The organism is Bacillus yapensis (assembly GCF_005280205.1).
Lineage (GTDB): Bacteria > Bacillota > Bacilli > Bacillales > Cytobacillaceae > Robertmurraya > Robertmurraya yapensis.
The window spans coordinates 1-20,476 of sequence record NZ_SUND01000009.1; the positions used below are offsets into that span (position 1 = coordinate 1).

A 20,476-nucleotide genomic window follows, 5' to 3' on the forward strand; every position below is an offset into this window, starting at 1 on the left:
ATTTAGATTTCGGTTTGACGGCCAAGATCTATTATAACGATTGGAGATTTTTTTGTTTATTAATACAACTCTAGAAGTTTCGTTTTCACACACGCAGAGCGTGTGGTTTAAAAAGCATAATTAAAAGAACCACCTTCTCGAATGAAGGTGGTTCTTGATTAGTTAGCTTCAATGGCTTTTCTGGCAAGAATTTGAATGGTCATATCATCCATCGGTGGATTATGAAGACCCGCTCGAACATCACGATAATAACGCTGAAGCGGATTTTGAAGCGAAAGACTTCTTGCACCAACAATCCGCATCGCTAAATCTACAACCTCAATCGCTTTATTCGTGACAATTAGTTTCGCTGCGCTTAGCTCAGGATTGAGTTTTGCCTTTTCTTCGTCAGTAGCAGCGTCCCACTGTTTCGCAACCGAATATAGAAAATGTTTCGCCTCCATTAGAAGGAGCTCCATTTGTCCGATTCGTTGCTGAACTGTTGGGATATCAGCAATTGTACCTGCAATACTATTTGGTGAATAGCTCTTAGCAAACTGAATGGCATACTTTTGAGCCGCAACAGCAATTCCTAAATAGCATGCCGGAATATGTAATAACCAACCATTTACTCCTTTGTGCCCAGGAACAAACCGTTCAACATAATCATCCTCACTCAACATTACGTCTGTTAATACAAGGTCATGACTCCCAGTTCCTTTCATGGCAATGCTATCCCATGTTTCCTCAATCTCTACTCCAGCAAGAGAGCGGTGGACGAGGAAATTTCCGGTTTCATCAGAATCTTTAACTGAAGCACTGACGATAAAATAATCGAGCATCGGAGATAAAGTAGTAAACGTTTTTCTCCCATTTATAGTCCACCCATTCTTCCTTTTTTCAGCAGTTGTGGTCGGCCTTCCACCTCGTGTAGGACTACCTGTCTGCGGTTCACTTGCTGCTCCGTTTAACAATGCTCCCTTTTTCACATCTTCCAAGACTCGTTTGAAGACTTCTTCCTTCCACAACATTTTCTCAGCAAGATTTTTTATGATGCCCATGTGCCAGCCGATGGATAATGCTGTAGCTCCATCACCTACAGCGATTTGTTCTTGAAGTCGGACGAGCTCATAAAGGGAAATTCCTTCCCCACCATACTCCTTTGGTACGGTCAGTTGGGTATAACCAGAATCAATAAGCTCTTGAATATTCTCATATGGAAACGAACCTTCCTCATCTACTTTCCCAGCTCTCGCTAAAAACTTCTCCGACATTTCGTTTATGAGCTTGATTTTTTCCTCTAATGTACTAGCCTCAAGAAATTTCAAATGATATCCCTCACTTATTAAGCCTACTATTTTTGTAGGAATTACTATATATTCATTATGGACCTTAAAACAATTGCAAGGCAAGCAAAAAGAAATGCTGACCTATAAAGGTCGCGAAACCTTTATCAGTCAGCATACAATTTCTTATTTTTTGCCTTTTTCTTTTGGTGCTTTTTCACCTTTTTTGAGTTTATATAACTCAAATGTTTCTGTCGTTTTATTTCCTGCTATATCGACAGCTTCAAACGTGAACGTGTTCCAACCGTCTTCTAGCTCTAAAACAAGGTCTTCAAAAGTTTTTGAAAAGCTTCTCATGGCAAATGGTTCTTGGAATTGTTGATAGAATTCCTCATTGCCATTTAAATAGAACCGAATTTCATCAAAATTATCAGTGACTTTCACATCCACGACAGGATCTTTAGCATTGAATTTGACATATTGGTCTTTTGGTACACCTGTAACTTCAATAACTGCCCCTGTGCCGTCAACAATCACATCTCGCTTAATCGCGAACTCATTTCCAGCATTGTCAACCGCTTTTACAGCTAAGCGATGGAAGTTATCCTCTACCTCAATTGTTGAATCAAACTCATAGTGTTTAGTTGCAGAATTATACTCAAAAGGAATCTCTTGTCCTGCAATAGTAAATTCTTTTAACCCTGAGCCTTCTTCAACAATATATCCATTCACTTGAAGGACATTGCTATTGTACGCTTCTAATGCTTGAGGATTTAGTAAATAGACAAATGGTGGTGTAGTCTCACCTGTTGGTTCAACATCCTTCTCTGCCACGTTTCCTGCATTGTCGTAAGCGACAACTGTAACAACACTATTCTTAACTTCTTCCGGTAAAGTAAATTCAGTAGTATCTCCAGCAAGAGGAGCAGTTAGGATTGACTCTCCTTCTACTAAAATATCAATATAGGAAATTCCGGAACCATTTTTATTATCTACTACATCTAACGCAAGATTCCCATCTTGTTGCTCCGCATTAATAGTAGGATTCACGGTATCTACTTTGACTGGAATCGATACGGATTGCCACTTGGCATTTGGATAATCGATAACAGCACGAATTTCATAGTAGTACTGCCCATCTTTCGCATTGGAATTATTGATTTTACCGTCCCATTCCCAAAGTGGATTTAAAGTATAATTTGGATCTAATCCAGCATCATAATAGTTCTTGGTCACTTCATATTCTGTTCTTAGCTTTCGAACTTCATTTCCCTTTTTATCAAGAATTGCCAACTCTACCTGTTTTGCATTTCTTAAGAAGGAAAGTATCGGGATAATTTCATCTTGGACGTTATCCCCATTTGGCGATATGGCAATGTTGTTCTTTACAATTGTATCTGTAAGTGGATCGTACCCTAAGTAATTATAGGTAGAACCGCCATCATATACTGCACCACCCATACCATAAAACGACTGCTCGTCATATGCCATTCCATCTATAATTGGTGCCTTATCCCATTTTCCTTTAAAACCGACATAAGGAACACTCAAGGTTGGATTTACATCCTCAGCATCCTTCAAAGTCACATATCCTTCTACAAAATATCCATTCGGGAAGACACTTGCAATATCCACAAGCTCCCCAGTTGACGGTTCAACAACCTTAGCATTTCGGAGATTAGCATTGACCTTAAAAGATACAGACCCTTTCGCAGGTACTGTAACGGTTGTAGAAGGTTGTCCATCTACTAAAATACTAGCGTCATATATTGGTGCGGACTCGAGAATATTAGCTTCATAACCTAGTTCTCCCCAACCAGCGAAATCCGTTTGAAGATTCGCAGAAACGTCATACTCTACAGCTTCATCACTGTAATTCTGCGCAGTTAAGGTAAACTCAAATTTATTGCCCACTTCTTTCAAAGCAACTTTTGCTTCATTTGTATTATTTTCAGTGACGATAACAGGAGTCTTGAGAGCAGAATGTAGCTGCATAATTCCTGCACCCTGTCTTCTTGGTGAATAAGGGTTATCCCATCCAAATGCACCATTCACGAAGCCCTGATCCTTGATTGGACTAGATGTATTCATCAGAATATTTTTAGCAAAGTTTACTCGTTCAAAACCGGTAACACCGAAATCATTATCCACTCTCTCCATTACAAGTGCTGCTCCTCCAGAAACATGCGGAGCTGCCATTGATGTTCCACTCATCATTCCGTATTGATTGTTTTCTAGAGTCGAGTAGATTTGTCCACCTGGGGCAGTTATTTCTGGTTTAAAGTCTAGATTTGGTGTTAATCCCCAAGAAGTAAAGGCACTCATTTTTCCGCCTTCAGGATTTGGAGCAGTTGTTTTTTCTCCATTAAAAGAAATCGTAACTGGTTCTCCATTTGCTAACGCTGACGCAAGCTTGTCCCCATCGTTCTTAAGCATGAAAAGTTGTGGAATGGTTATAGCTGCATCTGTCGCCATGTTTACATAGCCATCAACATTATTATAAATAATAACCCCTACGGCACCTGCAGTTTGTGCATTTAAAGTTTTAGCAGTAAAATCAAGCTCGCCACGTTGAATTAAGGCGTATTTACCTGCAACATTTGTAAGTTGCTCAGGCTTACCTAGTCCACCGTAAGCAATTTCAAATGACTTTGTCGCAACATCATTAGGATGAACACTACTCGCCGATAAGAACGGTGCTTTATCAGCTACTCCAGCAATTTCATAATTAATTGCATCTAGGTCCATAAATGTATTTTCTACAGATGCAACCTGTAATGAATCGTAAGATACACCTGGAGAACCTGATACTCCAATATCCGGATTGGTTGCCAAAGGATTAGCCCAACCATTGCCTAGATGCGCTGAGTTTCCTGCAGATATTGACATAAGTATTCCGTTATCCACAGCCCTTTCAACAGCCTTTTGTTCCTGTGTTTCTGGGCTTACGAATCCCGCAGTAGAACCTAAGCTCATATTAAGAACATCGGCACCTAAGACAATTGCGTCATCAATGGCCTTCACATAGATATCACTATAAGTAACAGCTACCTCAGGATCATTTCCAAACACCTTAAGAGCTAATAATTGTGCCTCAGGAGCTACCCCTTTAATTCCACCATTTTCTTCATCTCCGTTGGCGCCTACAGTACCCGCAACGTGCATACCGTGCATAGAAGCACCTGGAGCAATGTCACGAATAATATCATTTTCATCCATGTAGTTATATCCATAAGGTACCTTGTCTGAATAATACTGTCCTTTTAGAGCATTATCCTTTATGAATTTGTTCACGGACTTTTTCGTAAGTGAAGCATCCTTTTTCGATGTAAGTACCATGTCACGATGTGTAGGGTCGATTCCAGTATCAATTACACCTACAATCATGCCTTCTCCTTTAAATCCATAATCTCTCCAAGCCTCTTGTGCTTGGACCAATTCTTTGCTGTAGATCATTTCCGGAGCTTCTTCCGGTCTTTCGTATTCTAGAGATACTTGTACACTTGCAACTTCTGGAAGCTCTTCAATAGCCTTAATATCTCCATACTTAACTTCTGCACTAAATCCATTTACAACAGTTGTAAAGGCTTCTTTTTCTTGCAACTTAACCTTCTTTTGTTTCACTTTATCTTTTACTTTCTTTTGTTCAGCTAACTTTTCGTCTTTCAGCTTTTTCTTTGTTGCCTCAGGAAGCTCTTTATAACGCTTCTTCAATTTTTGAGCGTATTCAATAGCCGGCTCACTTTCCATCTCAACAATTACCCGAACAATATCAGAATCTTTGTATTGCTCTTCTACCTCTGACTTCGAGATTGACTTAACTGTTGAAACTTTTCGTTGCGTTGTTTCCTTCTGTTGAGGCAATGTAGCTGCCGAAACAGAACTTGAGAAAACAAGCAAAAACATTAATAAAAACATAAAAACGCTTTTTTTCTTCATAAGATCCTCCTTTGTGATAATTATTTATTTTCTGAATATTTCTTTTTAAAATTATCACAACCAAATTCCTTATAAACAGAGACTTTAGGCCCACAAATTTACAAACATTCTAGGATAATAGAATCATTCTTTCGACCCATATGTCGTGATTCGACGGCATTCCTTTAATTTTTATGTTATAAGCTATTTTTCTACTAAAAATAAACAGCTTAAAAGAAGGGTTTTGATAAACTACAACACAAGCCATCAGACCTATAAATGCACCTGACTCACTCTTAAATCGACTATTAATATAGAGTTATAATCCAAATTTCTCAGACTTTTACACTTAAAAATACCCATCTTTGGCAAGGTCTTTTGTAAATTCGTTTAAATTGGGCTTTTGGAGTCGTTTACTTGTCCAAACCTATGGTACATTTTTTCATAAACTATAGGGACAACAAAGAAGGCTTGTTGTTAAGCTGCTGGATGGAGGTGATTATATGAGCTACGGTAATGGAGGCTACGGTAGTGGCTTTGCCTTGATTGTTGTTCTATTTATTTTGCTTGTCATTGTGGGAACAAGCTATTTCAACTACTAAACTAATAATCGTTCGCCACCACCAGTTTGCTTTTAAAAAAGGTCAGCCTAATGCCAGAGGCTGATCTTTTGTTATTTGTTAGATTGTTACCTTTAAATTGGCATTTAAAATGGCAACGGTGCTCGGCATAACGGTCGATGAGCTTTTTATTAACGATAACGATTAACTTTATTTAACTGAGGGGCATATAGATTTTGTCTGATGATAGTGTTATGATTTTAAATAATTATCCATTAGAGGAGCGGTAAAATTGCGGTTTTCAGATAAATTTAAGCAATCCAATAGACCATTTTTATGCACTCCCATCATTGGCAAATCAAAAGAAGAACTAATTGATGAAATTGCGAGTGTAAGCATAAAAAATCCTGATATCATTGAATGGAGAGTAGACTACTTTCAAGACATTCATGATTTCGAAAAGGTTGTAGAGGTCGCACAGACACTCAAAGAAGTTTCTAAAGATATTCCATTACTTCTTACCTTGCGTTCTGTTGCCGAAGGCGGGAATCCAACTTCTCTTTCATCGTTGAAAGTTGTGGAACTGCTGATACATATATGTAAAACTAGCTTCATAGATTTGATCGATTATGAAATAAATAATCCTGATGAAGACATCCGACAAATCAAAGAGGCCGCTCTTGAACACGGGAAATTTTTAATCTTATCGTTTCATGATTATTCTAAAACCCCTTCTAACGAAGAGCTACTTAATATCTTTAAAAGAGCGCAATCGCTAGGTGCAGATGTAGCTAAAATTGCTGTGATGCCAAATGACCATGGTGATGTCATTCGATTACTCGATGTGACCAATCAAGCGAAAGATGTTCTTCAAATTCCAGTAGCGACTATGTCCTTGAACAGTCTTGGAGCAATAAGCAGAATGTTCGGTTGGGTATTCGGGTCAAGGCTCATATATACAGTGGGAACGAACAGGTCGGCCCCAGGTCAAATACCAATTGAAGAAATGCAAGAATTAATCAAGACAATTGGTACATATCAGGAATAGTAAAAGGCCGACCACGTAATCAACATGGTCGGCCATAATTTTATGTGGTCTTATATATTTTTGCGATATTGACTACAATGACCTTCACAATCGAGTAAGCCGGAATGACAAAGATGACCCCGATTAATCCGACGAGATTTCCTGCTGTTAAAATTAACACAATAATCGTTAATGGATGAATATTCAACGATTTCCCCATAATATTAGGAGAAATAATATTTCCTTCAATTTGCTGGGCGATAACCATAATGATGGCAACGTATAGCACCATAATCGGTTTTTGGAAAACAGCGACCAAGACTGCAGGGATAACCGCGATATACGGACCTAAAAAAGGAATAACATTCGTAAACATGCCAAACACTGCTAAAACGAGCGAATAATCGAGCCCAATGATGAGATATCCGATGTATAACAAAATTCCAACTATCAAGCTTACAAGCATTTGCCCTTGAATATAGGTAGCAATTGTTTTATCCATGTCCTTTAAGATTTTAAGCACATGATCCTTTTTTGATTTCGGGAAAAATACTGTGACAGTTTTCGCAAATCTTGGACTATCTTTAAGCATATAAAAGAGAATAAACGGAACAAGTACGATCGCAAACAGTGTGTTAATAAACCCACCGATGACACCAAATATTCCTAAAACCCCATTTGCAATATTCCCTACATTATCTTGAATTTTTGTTTGTAAATCCTCAGTAGCAGAATTGATTGCATCCTGAACAAAGCTTGGGAAGGTATTCCAATTCACCTGCAAATAATTAATCCAATCCGTTACAGTCGCAACCATTGTCGGTAAATTTTCAATGAAGTTTTCTAACTGATCATTTATTGCTGGTGCCACTAATTTAACAACGCCATAGATAAATAAAGCGATGGCGACATAAGCTGCAAGAATCGCTATCCATTTTGGTACTTTTCTTTTTTCAAGAAACGTAACCAATGGACGGCATAAATAGAACAATATTCCCGCTAACACAAATGGTAGAAAGATTGTCTGAATCAGCACAACCACAGGTACTAATAAGAACTGATTCACATTGAGTAAAAACACAATAAGTAAAAATAATATGATGGCCAGCATCACTTTAAACCATCTTTTTTCCAATAATGACACTACACTATTCACATCCTACATTTGACCAAATTTTTCCTCTCTTGAATATATCAAGCTTTCCTTTAAAAATCCAATGAAATCATAAAAAGCGGATGGTCTCCCATCCGCATACTTTACACATTTACTGTTTTCGCAGCCTGAATCAATTTTTCAATTTCATCAAGTTTATTCTCTTGAAATAAATCAACGATCTTACTTCCTACCACTACCCCATCACAATATTGTCCCATTTCCTTTACCTGTTCTGGAGTTGAGATTCCAAATCCAGCGAGAACAGGAATTGGACTGATGCTTTGAATCTTCTTCAAATAGTCCCCAACTTGTTTGTGAAAATCAACTCGCGCCCCTGTTATCCCTGTTACCGTGACAGCATAGAGGAAACCATTGCCCCTCTTTGCTATTTCTTTTATCCGTTCCTCGGAGCTAGTCAACGTAACCAACCGGATTAGTTCGATTTGAGCAACAGTTAAATGCGAAAGGATGATCTCTTCCTCTTCAATTGGCACATCTGGAATAATTAATCCATCCACACCTGCCCGACTCGCATCTTCAATAAAAGAGGTGATGCCATATGCATAAATCGGATTCATGTACGTCATTACTATAATTGGTATAGAGACAATCGGACGCAAATTTAGAATGGTTTCGAGTACAGCTTTTAAAGTCGTATTTTCTTTTAGCGAACGCAATCCTGCCTCTTGAATCGTCGGTCCATCGGCAACCGGGTCGGAAAATGGGATTCCAATTTCAATTGCTGTTGCCCCACAAGTTTCTAGAAAAACGATCCGTTCCATTAACGAGTCCAGTCCACCATCTCCTGCCATGATATACGGAACAAATGCTTTTTCATTTTTCTCCTTTGTACGCTTCAATGCTTTTTCTAACCGATTCATTCAGCATCTCCCTCCAATCTTGTTTTCACCGTATGAACATCCTTGTCGCCACGCCCCGATAAACAAACAACCATGCCTTCCTCAGCATCCATTGTTTTGGCGAGCTTAATCGCATAAGCTACTGCATGAGCGCTCTCTAAAGCTGGAATGATCCCTTCTAATTTGCAAAGAAGTTGCAACGCCTCTAGCGCTTCGTCATCTGTAATCGAGTGATATTGAACTCTACCGATATCATTCAAATAGCTGTGCTCTGGGCCAACACCTGGATAATCCAGACCTGCTGAAATGGAATGAGCTTCTTGGATCTGGCCTGCCTCATCCTGTAATAGATACATCAGCGCTCCATGTAACACTCCTGGCTTTCCTTTTGTAAGTGAAGCGGCATGTTTATCTGTATCAATCCCTAATCCGGCAGCTTCAACACCATAAAGCTTCACTTCTTGATTCTCTATAAACGGATAAAACATCCCCATCGAGTTGCTGCCCCCACCTATACAAGCCACTAAGCTTTCCGGTAACCTTCCCTCTTTTTCGAAAAATTGTTCCTTCGTTTCTTTCCCAATTACACTTTGAAAATCTCGTACCATCATTGGGAATGGGTGAGGTCCCATAACAGACCCTAATATATAGTGGGTATCATTGACATTAGAAACCCAGTAACGAAGAGCTTCATTACAAGCATCTTTAAGCGTTTTGCTTCCAGAAGTAACGCTTTCGACTCTTGCTCCTAGCAGCTCCATACGAAAAACGTTCAATTGCTGACGTTTGATATCTTCTTCTCCCATAAAGATTACGCATTCTAGATTTAAGAGCGCACAAACGGTGGCAGTCGCGACTCCGTGCTGGCCTGCACCAGTCTCAGCCACGATTTTTTTCTTGCCCATCCGTACTGCAAGAAGTGCTTGCCCGATTGTATTATTGATTTTGTGAGCACCGGTATGGTTCAAATCCTCACGCTTTAAATATATTTTTGCTCCACCTGCGAAATTCGTGAGATTTTCAGCAAAATATAGTGGTGTCTTTCTGCCAACATAGTCTGTTAATAATGAATTCAATTCTAAATGAAATGCTTCATCCTTCATCGCTTCTTTGTAGGCTGCTTCCAGCTCTTTTACCGCTTGCATCAGAGTTTCAGGGATAAATCTCCCTCCGTATATTCCGAAATGTCCTGTTTCATTTGGTAATGTATATGTGCTCATCTTACTTCCTCCCGTCTCTTCGCTCGTGCTAAAAAGGTCTGTATTTTTCCTAAATCCTTTTTACCGTTTGTTTCCACTCCACTACTTACATCGACCATATATGGATTTGCAATTCCAATTGCTTCCGCAATATTTTCTGGATTTAATCCTCCTGCGAGAATGATTTTCTTACCATTCGATTCGATGCCGGTTAATAAGCTCCAGTCAAACTTCACGCCGTTGCCTCCACGATACTTACCCTTTGGGCTATCAAGAAGTACGTAATCACAGCCATATTGATCGATTTTTCCTAAATCGGCTATAGTCCCAATGCTTAAAGCTTTTATGACTGGGATGGAGAAAGCCTCACAATCCTCAGGAGATTCATCTCCATGTAATTGCACATCGGTTAAACCAGTTTGATTGGCAATTTCCATGATAACTTCTGGTTTTTCGTTTACAAATATCCCTACTTTTAATACATGTTCAGGTAGTTGTTTGATAATTTCCTTAGCAAGTTCAGGAGTGATTTTTCTTTTACTTTCCGCAAAGACAAAGCCTAGTGCATCTGCCCCGTTCTCGACTGCATAAAGCCCTGCTTCTACATCCATAATTCCACAAATTTTTACTTTCATCGCTGTGGCACCTCGACTAAGGGAAGCTTCATTGCTTGGATCACATCCCGTGGATTGTCATGTCTCATAAAGGTTTCTCCGACCAAAATGCCGTTTGCACCTGCATTTATTACGCGCTTTACGTCATCAATCGTTTTAATCCCACTTTCACTGATTAAAAATCGTCCTTCGCTTTTGATTAATGGCGCTAACCCTTCTGTTACATCTAAATTGACCTCAAAGGTTTTTAGGTTACGATTATTGACACCGACCAAACGATTATTTGTTTTTAAAACCCGTTCTGCTTCCTCTTCATTGTGAACCTCCATCAGTACCTCCAATTCTTTTTCAATGGCATACTGATAAAGATTGTGTAGATTTTCATCATCCAAAGCTGCGGCAATCAGAAGGATGATATCTGCTCCAGCTTGCTTCGCTGCATCAATTTGAATGGAATCAATAATAAAGTCCTTGCATAAAATCGGATTTTCAATTGTAGCTCTTACTGCAGTTAAATCAGTCATTGAGCCTTTAAAAAAGGATTGATCTGTTAACACAGAAACGGCATCAGCACCAGCTTCAACGTACAATTGTGTCTGCACACTCGGGTCTATGTCTGGATTGATATCTCCTTTTGATGGTGAGGCCCGTTTAAACTCGGCGATAATGGATAAGTCAGTAGCGCGTTCAAGTTTTTCGATAAAAGACCTTCTCTTTTGACTTACAACAGCTGGACGATTTCCCCTTGTCTTCAGCTCTTCTACTTCCTTTTTTTTCACGGCAATAATCTTATCTAAAATCGTCTCCATTTAAATCACCTCAGCCTTATACACTTTACTTTTCTCCACAAGCCTTTCCAGCTTTTCAAGTGCTGCACCTGAATCAATGCTCTCTACTGCTAGTCGAACTCCGGCTTCAATCGTTGGAGCAAGACCGTTTGTAAAAATTCCTATACCAGAATTGAGAAGAACCGTATCTCGATAAGCTCCTTTTTCACCTTTCAAAACTTTTAAGAGGATTTCTGCATTCTCCTTGGAATCTCCACCTCTAATGGCTTCATTTTCGTAAATCGCAAACCCTAATTCTTCTGGATGAAGAACGCGGTGTTCAATTTCCCCATTGTCTAAAATCGCTAGATGGTTTTCTCCTGCTAGAGATGCTTCGTCCATAAAGCCCGCTCCGTTCAATACCACTGCTCTTTTTCGACCTAGCGTTTTTAACACTTCAGCAAACATTTCAATTAGGTCTCTACGGTAAATACCAAGAAGCTGTGAATCCAATTCAACTGGGTTTGTTAGAGGCCCAATTAAATTAAAAACTGTAGGAATCCTTAGATCCTTGCGAACCTTCATGATTCGTTTAATTTTCGGATGAACATATGGTGCAAACAAAAACGTGATGCCGACTTCTTGAAGTAGCTCAATCGAGACTTCCGGCTGAAAATCCAAATTCACGCCTAAATATTCGAGCACATCTGCACTTCCTGTTTTGCTTGTGATGCTTCGATTTCCATGCTTTGCAACAGTTGCACCAGCACCTGCCATCACAAAAGCAGAGGTTGTGCTAATATTAAAGCTTTTTGAACCATCTCCACCTGTTCCGCAGTTGTCGATCACATTAGGAATTTTAGTTTGGAAAGGTAGGGCCTTTTCTCTTAGAGCTTCCACAATACCAACAATTTCTTCAACTGTTTCCCCTTTTGTTTTCAACCCAACCATAAATGCAGCAATCTCACTATCTGTTGTTTCATCAGAAAAAATTTGCTCCATCGCTTCCTTCATCTCAAACTGTGTCAAAGAGTCTCTTTCAGATAAACGCTGTAGATAAGCTCTCATTTTCCTTCTCCTTTCGAATCTCTTCTAGAAATTTTCCTAGCAACTGCTTTCCTATTTCAGTTCCGACCGATTCAGGGTGAAATTGCAAACCATACAGTGGATAGCTGTTATGTTTAATCGCCATAATTTCGTTGTCATCCTTCGATTCACCGAGCACCTGAAACTCGTTCCCTAATGTTCCTTTTTCAATCACAAGTGAGTGATATCGCATAATTTCGATTGGCTCTGACAGCTGGTCAAATAAGTCTGTTCCCGTATGTGTCATTTGCGACCGTTTCCCATGCATAATCATTTTTGCCTTAACCACATTCGCACCAAAGGCAGCTCCGATTGCTTGATGCCCAAGGCAAATGCCAAGAATCGGAAATCTCTTGTAAAAGGATTGAATAACCTCTACACATATTCCGGCATGCTCTGGCCTTCCCGGTCCAGGTGACAAGCAAATTGCCTCTGGATTTAAGTTCGAGATTTCTTCTATTGTGATTTGATCATTGCGCCTCACAACAATTTCCTCGCCTAATTCCCCCAAATACTGATACAAATTAAAGGTAAACGAATCATAGTTATCAATTAATAAAATCATTTGTCTTCCTCCAAAAATGCCTTAAGTTTATGAAGAGTTTCCTCGTATTCTTTTTCTGGCACCGAATCATAGACAATCCCTGCCCCAGCCTGGATATAAACGTCTTCTCCCTTCATGACCATCGTTCTTATCGCGAGAGCAAAATCCATATTTCCATTTGCCGATAAATAGCCAATCGCACCTGAATAGACGCCTCTTTTTACTTCTTCTAATTCGTTGATGATTTCCATTGCACGTATTTTCGGCGCACCCGAAACGGTTCCTGCTGGCAAACAAGCAATTAAGGCATCGAGTGGAGTATATTGATTGGTCAGGGTTCCGCTCACCTCTGAAACCAAATGCATGACGTGCTTGTATTTCTCAATCTCCATATATTTATCAACCTGTACCGTCCCGAATTCACTCACTCGGCCGATATCATTTCTTCCCAAATCTACAAGCATTTGGTGCTCAGCTAGTTCCTTTTCATCACCTATGAGTTCTTTTGCCAAGGCTTCATCTTCATCGACTGTTTTTCCCCTTGGTCTCGTACCTGCAATCGGGTTGGTAACGACCTTATTATTTGATGCTTTAATTAAGCTTTCAGGCGATGCTCCGGCAACAACATAATCTTGAAAATCAAGATAATACATATAAGGAGAAGGATTTTGTATTCGAAGCTTTCGATAAAATGAGAATGGGTCTCCATCAATCTTTGCTTTCATCCGTTGTGATAAAACGACCTGAAAAATATCACCTTCAACAATGTATTCCTTCGCTTTTTTAACTTTTTCGATAAACTCTTCTTTTGAGATTGACGCCTCGAAAGAAGAAAGCTTTACTGGTGGTTGTTCCTGATCCGTACCTGTTAAAATCTCTTTTTTCCTTTCTAGAAGGCGGATTTTCAAATTTTCTACCTCCGTCGTTTCTAATAAAGGAACTCCAACAAGAAAGACCTTTTGCTGCAGATGGTCAAAGACGATGAGCTCTTCAAACATCATAAAGTGGACATCTGGAAGGGCAAATTCATCTAGTGGAGTATCACCAATCTGTTCATAATGACGAATGACATCATAGCCGACAAATCCAACTGCACCGCCAACTAAAGGGATAAATTCCGGAATATCCTCTACATTTGGCACAAGCCTTTTTAATACTTCCAGGGGCTTTTCACTGATTACCTCTTCTTGCCCATCTTTTAGAACAATCGTTTTTTGCTCAAAACCTTGAATTTCATATGCTGGATTTGCTCCAATGAAGGAATATCTACCAGAAGCCTCATGTTTTAATGAGCTTTCTAAAAGGAACTTCTTTTTTCCAGAAAGCCTTTGAAAAATCGAAATCGGTGTTAGCGTGTCTCCTTGAAGTTCCTCAATTATCACTTTTCGTTCCTGCAGTTTCGTCATTTGGACTATACTCCCTTCCTCTTAGAAAATAAAAAAGTCCCCTATAAACACAGACCTGTGCTTATAGAGGACGATATTAGTGTACCGTGGTGCCACCTCAGTTGGAGCAAAAAATGCTCCCTCTTTTCGGATTCAAATAAGAAAAGCGCAAGCGCCTTGCTCATCGCCGTACAAACTGGAGGGGCATCGACTGAGATAAAGGAAACTTGAATTGCGTGAGCAATTCATAGTTGACTTATCGTAGGGAGATGACCTGAAGTTTGCTAGGCGATAGGCGCTGGAGCTAGACAATTCTCAAAATAGAGAATTATACTTTCTTATATTAAAATAAATCCTATCCTTTTAACGGTGGAATTCCGTTCAGCCCTACTTAACTTTTCAAGCTGTCTCTCGTAAGCCCATTCCATGAAATTGATTTTACCGGCTCTCACCATACCCGGCTCTCTTGAAAAATCAGCTTTCCATGTACTCTTCTTACTCGACGATTTACTATATTTAATTTCCGTGAAATACAAAAAGGGCTTCTCATCCTAGGAAAAGGACGAGAAACCCGTGGTGCCACCTTCATTAGCTAACATTAGCTCACTTTATGGTATCAAGAGCGTATGCTCTAATACCTGTCTCTTTTAACGATGAGACCGATTCGCCAAAGCCTACTGCAGAAAAAAACTGGTTCGGTTTGGAAGCTCCGAAGCCCATTCACTTAAAGTTCAACACTGATTTGCACCAACCATCAGCTCTCTTAAGTATCCTTTTAAGCTACTCTTCTTCATCAACGCCTAATATTAACTGTAATACTAAACAGAATTTTCTCTTAAGTCAACCGTATTTCCGAAAAAAATTATTTAATTTTCTCAAGCATATTACCTAATGTATTCTTCCAAACGGTCGCAAGTTCCTTTATTTGTAGCATTTCTTCAATTGCTTCAACATTTTTACGATCATGAAGCATAATTTGATTTGCTTCTAAAATGGAATATTTTTCTTGGACACGGTCGACCAATTTTATAGTCGAATCATCATGGATTACTCCTTCTTCCAAAACCCGAAAAAGATAGCCAGTATAGCATGACTCCATGATACGACTTAGTAAATCGACTCCATTGAATTTCGATATTTTTGCACATGGGACCCTTCCCTGAGTCACTTGGATTACAGCTGTTCCAATCTCAAAAGTATCACCAATGTAAATGTCTTTCTCAAGCATTCCCGTTGTCGTTAAATTTTCACCAAAAGCCGGAAGTGGCAGCTTGATGTTAAATTCTTTTTCCCACTGTTCATAATGTTCATACGGATACAGACAGACAGCTCTATCTACTCCTCCATGATATTCAGTACTAGCCACTTGATCATTGTCAAATCCCAATTTATGTAGATTAGCACTCACAACTGGTTTTTTACCGATACCCGTCTTTTCCGCTTTCCCGTTAAATAGATATTCTTTTGGTTCACCCACATTCAAGGAAATTAATTTTCTCATCTGTCCTGCCTTCTCTCTTTGATTAATGTATTCATTTTAATAGAACTATGCAAAAATTGGCAACCTGATTCTTATTCCATAAAAAGTAAATCTTTTTTCAGTTAGATTTTTTGTTTTATGTAAATATTAAAGTTGTTAGAACTCCTTTATGCTGTTGGATTTACTCAGAATAACGAAAATATTCGTTAACAAGGGTGGGGCGAAGATGGATTACATTGAAAACTCTCTTATTAAAAAGAGTGAAACGAGTTCAGCTTCTAATAGATCCGACAAGAAGAAGCTTAATAAGTGGGCAATACTAGCTTTATCTTCCATTCCTCTTGTTATGACGTTGGGAAATTCCATGCTTATTCCTGTCTTACCTGTCATGGAAGATAAATTGCATATTTCATCCTTTCAATCAAGCATGATTATTACTGTGTATTCAATTGTTGCTATTGTCCTCATTCCGATAGCAGGATTTTTATCTGACCATGTTGGAAGAAAAAAAGTGATCATTCCAAGTCTAATTATCGCAGGTATTGGAGGGCTCATTTCTGGATGGGCCGCTTGGAAAATAGACAATCCCTATTGGATAATATTAATAGGTCGGGCTTTACAAGGAATAGGCGCAGCTGGTGCAGCCCCTATTGTCATGCCATTAGTTGGAGATATGTTTGAAAGTGAGGAAGAAGTAAGCAGCTCTCTTGGTGTTATTGAAACTTCAAATACGTTAGGAAAAGTCATTAGTCCTATCTTGGGTGCATTCTTGGCAGCATTTGTGTGGTTTATACCTTTTCTTGCTTTTCCTGTCTTTTGCTTAATCTCCATCCTCCTTCTCGCTTTTTTTGTGCGAAGAGGAAATACAGAATATGAACCTATGCCATTTAAGCAATTTATACATCAAATTAAGGAAATTTTTAGAAACAATCGTCGATGGCTTTTCGCCATTTTTATTATTGGGATAATCTTGATGTTCGTTCTATTTGGGGTCCTTTTTTATTTATCGGAAACTCTCGAAAGGCATTACGATATTGTCAATGTAAAAAAAGGACTTTATCTTGCATTTCCACTTGGGGCACTGTGTCTAACCTCTTTGATTTCAGGTAAAGTTATAAAAGAAAATAAGGTGTTAATGAAATGGATTACTTTTAGCGGTCTTCTCCTCCTGTCCTTATCCATTGTTGCATTAAGCTTTTCCAAGGGGCTCTGGTTTATGATTATCATGTTCTTATTAAGTGGTATCGGCATTGGTGCAAGTTTGCCATGTCTGGATTCACTTATCACAGAAGGAATCAAAAAGGAACAGCGAGGTACCATCACATCCATTTATCATTCCATGCGATTTGTCGGAGTAGCTGCAGGTCCACCTGTTATGGCAATATTAATGTCACATATGGAAGGTGGTTTATTTTATATTTTGAGCGGTATTGGGATAGTTTCCGTGTTCCTCACCTTACTTGCCATTAAACCCGATCCCAAATAAAACAAGTCACTCGTAGCTGTGACTTGTTTTATTTTTATTTTCATTTTCCTGTTCGGTTACAAAATCAGTAATATGCTCATTAAAGATTTCCCATTTTTTTGTAGGAATTTGATGTGCTACATGCTTTATTATCGCCAATTGAAAGCTAAGCTTTTTTTTGAAGATTTTTATATTTTGGGTAGCAAAATCTCTTGATCCGTATAACAGAAATAAAGGAACCTTCAAAAGCTGGAGCCGCTCTACACATGAATAATGCAACGATTCTTCATAATATCGAAACCATGTTTTTCGGTCCGTTTTTAACATATGCTCATAAATTTCATCTCTAAGCGACTTATCCCTTGAATGACTCTGGCTAATAAGTTTAGCAAGCAAGCGGGGAAATTTTTTGACAAAGTACATACCCATTAAATGTTCATATTTCAATGCTACAGATTTTACTTCAGGAAATCCACTAGCCAAAATGACGGCTGATGTGTGATCAGGAAAGGACAATGCAAATTCTAAAGCAATAAGACCACCTGATGAGTAACCGCAGACCACCGCTTTTGAAATCTGCAAATGCTCTATCAATCCTTTAATTTCTTGAGCGTATCCCATTATGGAGACATCTCTGGATGGACCAATCGAATCTCCATGGCCACTTAAGTCTGGAAATATCACTCGAAAACGGTCGCTTAATTGGGATTGAAAATGAAAAACCTTTCTACCCATTGCAGGTGGATGAATAAATACAATAGGAATTCCAGTTCCATAATCTTCAAAAAAAATCTGAGTTTTTTCAAAGTTAAAAATCGGCATGTTTTATCCTTCCTAACATAGATAGACCTATTTCTAATATGAGAAACCGATAAAATAATCATGCAAAGTTGTCTTTTCAGTTGAAATTTTTGTGAACAAGTAGGAATGTTCACGAACGAAATCGAATATATACAGAGTGGTTTTAATTTTGGAGAGGAGGTAGAAAGCATGTCTAAAAAAGTACTCATTATTGCAGGCGATGCAGTAGAAGCTTTGGAAATTTATTATCCTTATTTCCGCTGCCTTGAGGAAGGTTATGAAGTACAGATTGCCGCTCCATCTAAGAAGCAACTACAAACAGTTGTCCACGATTTTATTGGGTGGGACACATATACCGAAAGTAAAGGGTATTTAATCGAATCCCATCTATCCTTTGAAGAGGTCAATCCGGAAGAATACGATGGCTTAATAATTCCAGGTGGAAGAGCACCGGAATATATCCGCCTTAACGAAAATGTTCCGAAGATTGTTGCCCACTTTTTTGAAACAAATAAACCAGTTGCGGCAATTTGCCATGCTAGTCTAATTTTAACGACCGTAAGCCAATACCTAAAAGATCGTGAGTTAACAGCTTATATCGCATGTAAACCAGATGTTGAAGCTACAGGGGCTACATACATTGAAGAGCATTTGCATGTGGAAGGCAATCTTGTATCAGGTCATGCATGGCCGGACCTTCCCGGATTTATGAGGGAATTCATCAAACAGGTCGGAAAATGATTGAAAATTAAGTTATGCAAATAGGCAATTGAAAGTCATTACACTAAGTCTGCCTTTCAATTGCCTTTAAATTTTCACAAGAATTATTCCTCTAATCTTGGCTTTGTCGGATCACAGTCTGGTTTCGTAAGCTTTGATGAGCTTTGTGCAAGCTTCGTTAAATAATAGCATTCTTCACGCATCATATGATCCGCCATTAAAGGAGCAAAGGTTCCTAAAGCTTCTTTACTCAACTCAAGCTCCTCAATCTCATCGAGAAAACCCATAAATAACTTCATTTCGAGTAAAACATCTTCATTAAAGCGGTCTAGTGCAGGAAATTCATGTAGATTAGTTCGTAAAAATCCAGTTAATTCAACAGCTTTTAGATAAAAATCCTCAAAATCCTTCGTAAATTCATCACTTTTTTCTTTAATTTTTTTCTCGATTCGATCCATATTATCAGAAATTGCTCCTGCATGACCTGCTCCATCAAGAAGCCAAAGCAAGTGATGATGTAACTCATGAAAAATCGGAGGTACCGAACCATTTTTTAAATATCCTAGTATCAGCAAATACTCTTCAAGTTCGTTTACCATGTGACTCAAAAAAGTAGGACCCAGGTGGATCGTGATTTTTCCCACTAAGTGTCTTTCAATTAACTTTAATTTAAACTCTCTTAAGTTCTTTACCTTTGCTTCAGCTTGTTGACTCAATAAAATCAAATCACTTTCATTAACTTTGTTGAGTAATTGATCAAAAGTAGTAATAAATCTCTTTGCTTGTTCGATTGCTTCTTTCTCATTTGGTCCTAAAGAATCATGGATAAATCTAGCATGATCACCTAATACCTGAAGCCAAAATAGATGTTCAAATCTAGCTGTTTCTACATAGTTTGCCACCCGTTTCTCCCCTCTCAGCTTCTTCCTCATAAAATATACATAAATGACTTTAGAAATATGACAAAAGCATCTCTATTCTTTTTTTGCAATTTTTAGAAATTTGAAGGAGTTTACAAGAAAATGTGGAATTATGTATGCGAAAAGGAATATTTTTTTGGAGGTGAAGCTGATGACCACCGGCATACTTCTTTATCCAAGATTCAGTGAATATGAGCTGTCTGTCATCATATCCATCTTAACACAGGCCAATCATCCGAAAATATTTATCGGCTTAAATGATCAAGCTGTTAAAGGCGAGGCTGGACTTACTTGCTTACCAGAAACAACAATCGACAACGTCAATATAGAAATGCTCCAAAGTCTTGTCCTTCCTGGCGTTGATGACTTCCAGCATTTAATCGATAAAGAACCCCTTTTTCATTTTATAAGAAGGGTTTACGAACAAGATGCAGTTATAGGAGCCATTTCTAGCGCCCCATTTTTATTGGCTAAATCGGGTATTTTACTGGATCGATATTATACAACAGGAATTTCAAAACAAGCGCGTGAATTTCTTGGTGTATTCTCTGAAAAAGGGTTTGTTGATGCTCCCTATGTTTTTGATAAAGGAATATTGACAGCTCAAGGAGCCTACTTTATTGACTTTGCCAATAAATTTGGTCAAGTTCTAGAGCTTGACTATAATCCAAATTGGTATCGATAAGAAAAAACGAACAAAATCATTAGA

The 20,476-nt window shown here is 38.7% G+C and carries 18 protein-coding genes and 2 other annotated features; of the genes, 5 read left to right on the forward strand and 13 right to left on the reverse strand.

The genetic code is table 11. The features are described from left to right. Positions 1–158: 158 nt before the first annotated feature. Both FAR12_RS11785 and FAR12_RS11790 read right to left on the reverse strand, forming a co-directional pair. Positions 159–1,307, reverse strand: coding sequence for an acyl-CoA dehydrogenase family protein (locus FAR12_RS11785; protein WP_126408871.1), 1,149 nt, complete (start codon positions 1,305–1,307; stop codon positions 159–161). Positions 1,308–1,451: 144 nt separating this feature from the next. Then, positions 1,452–5,204 carry a S8 family serine peptidase gene (locus FAR12_RS11790; RefSeq protein ID WP_126408872.1) on the reverse strand — a complete coding sequence of 1,251 codons (3,753 nt, stop codon included), beginning with the start codon at positions 5,202–5,204 and terminating at the stop codon, positions 1,452–1,454. 482 nt (positions 5,205–5,686) lie between these two features. Between FAR12_RS11790 and FAR12_RS11795 the strand changes: the two genes are divergently transcribed. Together FAR12_RS11795 and aroD are read left to right on the forward strand one after the other, a co-directional pair. Further along, the gene (locus FAR12_RS11795) at positions 5,687–5,785 is read left to right on the forward strand and encodes a YjcZ family sporulation protein (RefSeq protein WP_126408873.1); all 99 of its coding nucleotides are present in this window, start codon (positions 5,687–5,689) and stop codon (positions 5,783–5,785) included. A 250-nt stretch (positions 5,786–6,035) separates the two neighbouring features. Continuing rightward, positions 6,036–6,791 (forward strand): type I 3-dehydroquinate dehydratase, encoded by a 756-nt coding sequence (gene aroD / locus FAR12_RS11800; RefSeq protein ID WP_170972181.1) that lies wholly within the window; start codon positions 6,036–6,038, stop codon positions 6,789–6,791. Positions 6,792–6,831: 40 nt separating this feature from the next. Here the strand turns inward: aroD and FAR12_RS11805 are convergent, their stop codons facing one another. The 9 genes from FAR12_RS11805 to FAR12_RS11845 all read right to left on the reverse strand — a co-directional run bounded on the left by FAR12_RS11805 (position 6,832) and on the right by FAR12_RS11845 (position 15,882). Next, on the reverse strand, positions 6,832–7,926 hold the full coding sequence (locus FAR12_RS11805) for an AI-2E family transporter (RefSeq protein WP_246010377.1): 1,095 nt from the start codon (positions 7,924–7,926) through the stop codon (positions 6,832–6,834). Between the two features lie 101 nt (positions 7,927–8,027). After that, positions 8,028–8,807 (reverse strand): tryptophan synthase subunit alpha, encoded by a 780-nt coding sequence (gene trpA, locus FAR12_RS11810; RefSeq protein WP_126408876.1) that lies wholly within the window; start codon positions 8,805–8,807, stop codon positions 8,028–8,030. Beyond that, positions 8,804–10,006 (reverse strand): tryptophan synthase subunit beta, encoded by a 1,203-nt coding sequence (gene trpB, locus FAR12_RS11815; protein WP_126408877.1) that lies wholly within the window; start codon positions 10,004–10,006, stop codon positions 8,804–8,806. Before trpB ends, trpA begins: the two co-directional genes overlap by 4 nt. Next, a complete protein-coding gene (locus FAR12_RS11820) occupies positions 10,003–10,620 on the reverse strand; it encodes a phosphoribosylanthranilate isomerase (protein WP_126408878.1) in 618 nt (205 codons plus the stop codon). The genes trpB and FAR12_RS11820 overlap by 4 nt, the downstream gene beginning before the upstream one ends. Further along, positions 10,617–11,408, reverse strand: a complete 792-nt coding sequence (gene trpC / locus FAR12_RS11825) for an indole-3-glycerol phosphate synthase TrpC (RefSeq protein WP_126408879.1) — start codon at positions 11,406–11,408, stop codon at positions 10,617–10,619. Before trpC ends, FAR12_RS11820 begins: the two co-directional genes overlap by 4 nt. Then, a complete protein-coding gene (trpD, locus tag FAR12_RS11830) occupies positions 11,409–12,434 on the reverse strand; it encodes an anthranilate phosphoribosyltransferase (protein WP_126408880.1) in 1,026 nt (341 codons plus the stop codon). Next, the gene (locus FAR12_RS11835; protein WP_126408881.1) at positions 12,406–13,017 is read right to left on the reverse strand and encodes an anthranilate synthase component II; all 612 of its coding nucleotides are present in this window, start codon (positions 13,015–13,017) and stop codon (positions 12,406–12,408) included. Before FAR12_RS11835 ends, trpD begins: the two co-directional genes overlap by 29 nt. Continuing rightward, on the reverse strand, positions 13,014–14,402 hold the full coding sequence (gene trpE, locus FAR12_RS11840) for an anthranilate synthase component I (RefSeq protein WP_126408882.1): 1,389 nt from the start codon (positions 14,400–14,402) through the stop codon (positions 13,014–13,016). Before trpE ends, FAR12_RS11835 begins: the two co-directional genes overlap by 4 nt. Before the next feature lie 63 nt (positions 14,403–14,465). After that, positions 14,466–14,893: a binding site (T-box leader), on the reverse strand. Between the two features lie 43 nt (positions 14,894–14,936). After that, positions 14,937–15,187: a binding site (T-box leader), on the reverse strand. A 56-nt stretch (positions 15,188–15,243) separates the two neighbouring features. Further along, on the reverse strand, positions 15,244–15,882 hold the full coding sequence (locus tag FAR12_RS11845) for an MOSC domain-containing protein (protein ID WP_126408883.1): 639 nt from the start codon (positions 15,880–15,882) through the stop codon (positions 15,244–15,246). Positions 15,883–16,087: 205 nt separating this feature from the next. On the opposite strand from FAR12_RS11845, the gene bcbE reads away from it, so the two are divergent. Next, positions 16,088–17,347: a bacillibactin exporter BcbE gene (gene bcbE / locus FAR12_RS11850; RefSeq protein ID WP_126408884.1), complete on the forward strand. Its 1,260-nt coding sequence runs from the start codon at positions 16,088–16,090 to the stop codon at positions 17,345–17,347. A gap of 6 nt (positions 17,348–17,353) precedes the next feature. On the opposite strand, the gene FAR12_RS11855 is transcribed toward bcbE, so the two are convergent. Beyond that, positions 17,354–18,148: an alpha/beta fold hydrolase gene (locus tag FAR12_RS11855; protein WP_126408885.1), complete on the reverse strand. Its 795-nt coding sequence runs from the start codon at positions 18,146–18,148 to the stop codon at positions 17,354–17,356. 168 nt (positions 18,149–18,316) lie between these two features. Between FAR12_RS11855 and FAR12_RS11860 the strand changes: the two genes are divergently transcribed. Beyond that, positions 18,317–18,868, forward strand: a complete 552-nt coding sequence (locus tag FAR12_RS11860) for a DJ-1/PfpI family protein (protein ID WP_126408886.1) — start codon at positions 18,317–18,319, stop codon at positions 18,866–18,868. An 83-nt stretch (positions 18,869–18,951) separates the two neighbouring features. Here FAR12_RS11860 and FAR12_RS11865 read toward each other — a convergent pair whose 3' ends face one another. Beyond that, positions 18,952–19,779 carry a DUF2935 domain-containing protein gene (locus tag FAR12_RS11865; RefSeq protein WP_126408887.1) on the reverse strand — a complete coding sequence of 276 codons (828 nt, stop codon included), beginning with the start codon at positions 19,777–19,779 and terminating at the stop codon, positions 18,952–18,954. 139 nt (positions 19,780–19,918) lie between these two features. Between FAR12_RS11865 and FAR12_RS11870 the strand changes: the two genes are divergently transcribed. Next, positions 19,919–20,452: a DJ-1/PfpI family protein gene (locus FAR12_RS11870; protein WP_126408888.1), complete on the forward strand. Its 534-nt coding sequence runs from the start codon at positions 19,919–19,921 to the stop codon at positions 20,450–20,452. The last annotated feature ends 24 nt before the right edge of the window (positions 20,453–20,476 follow it).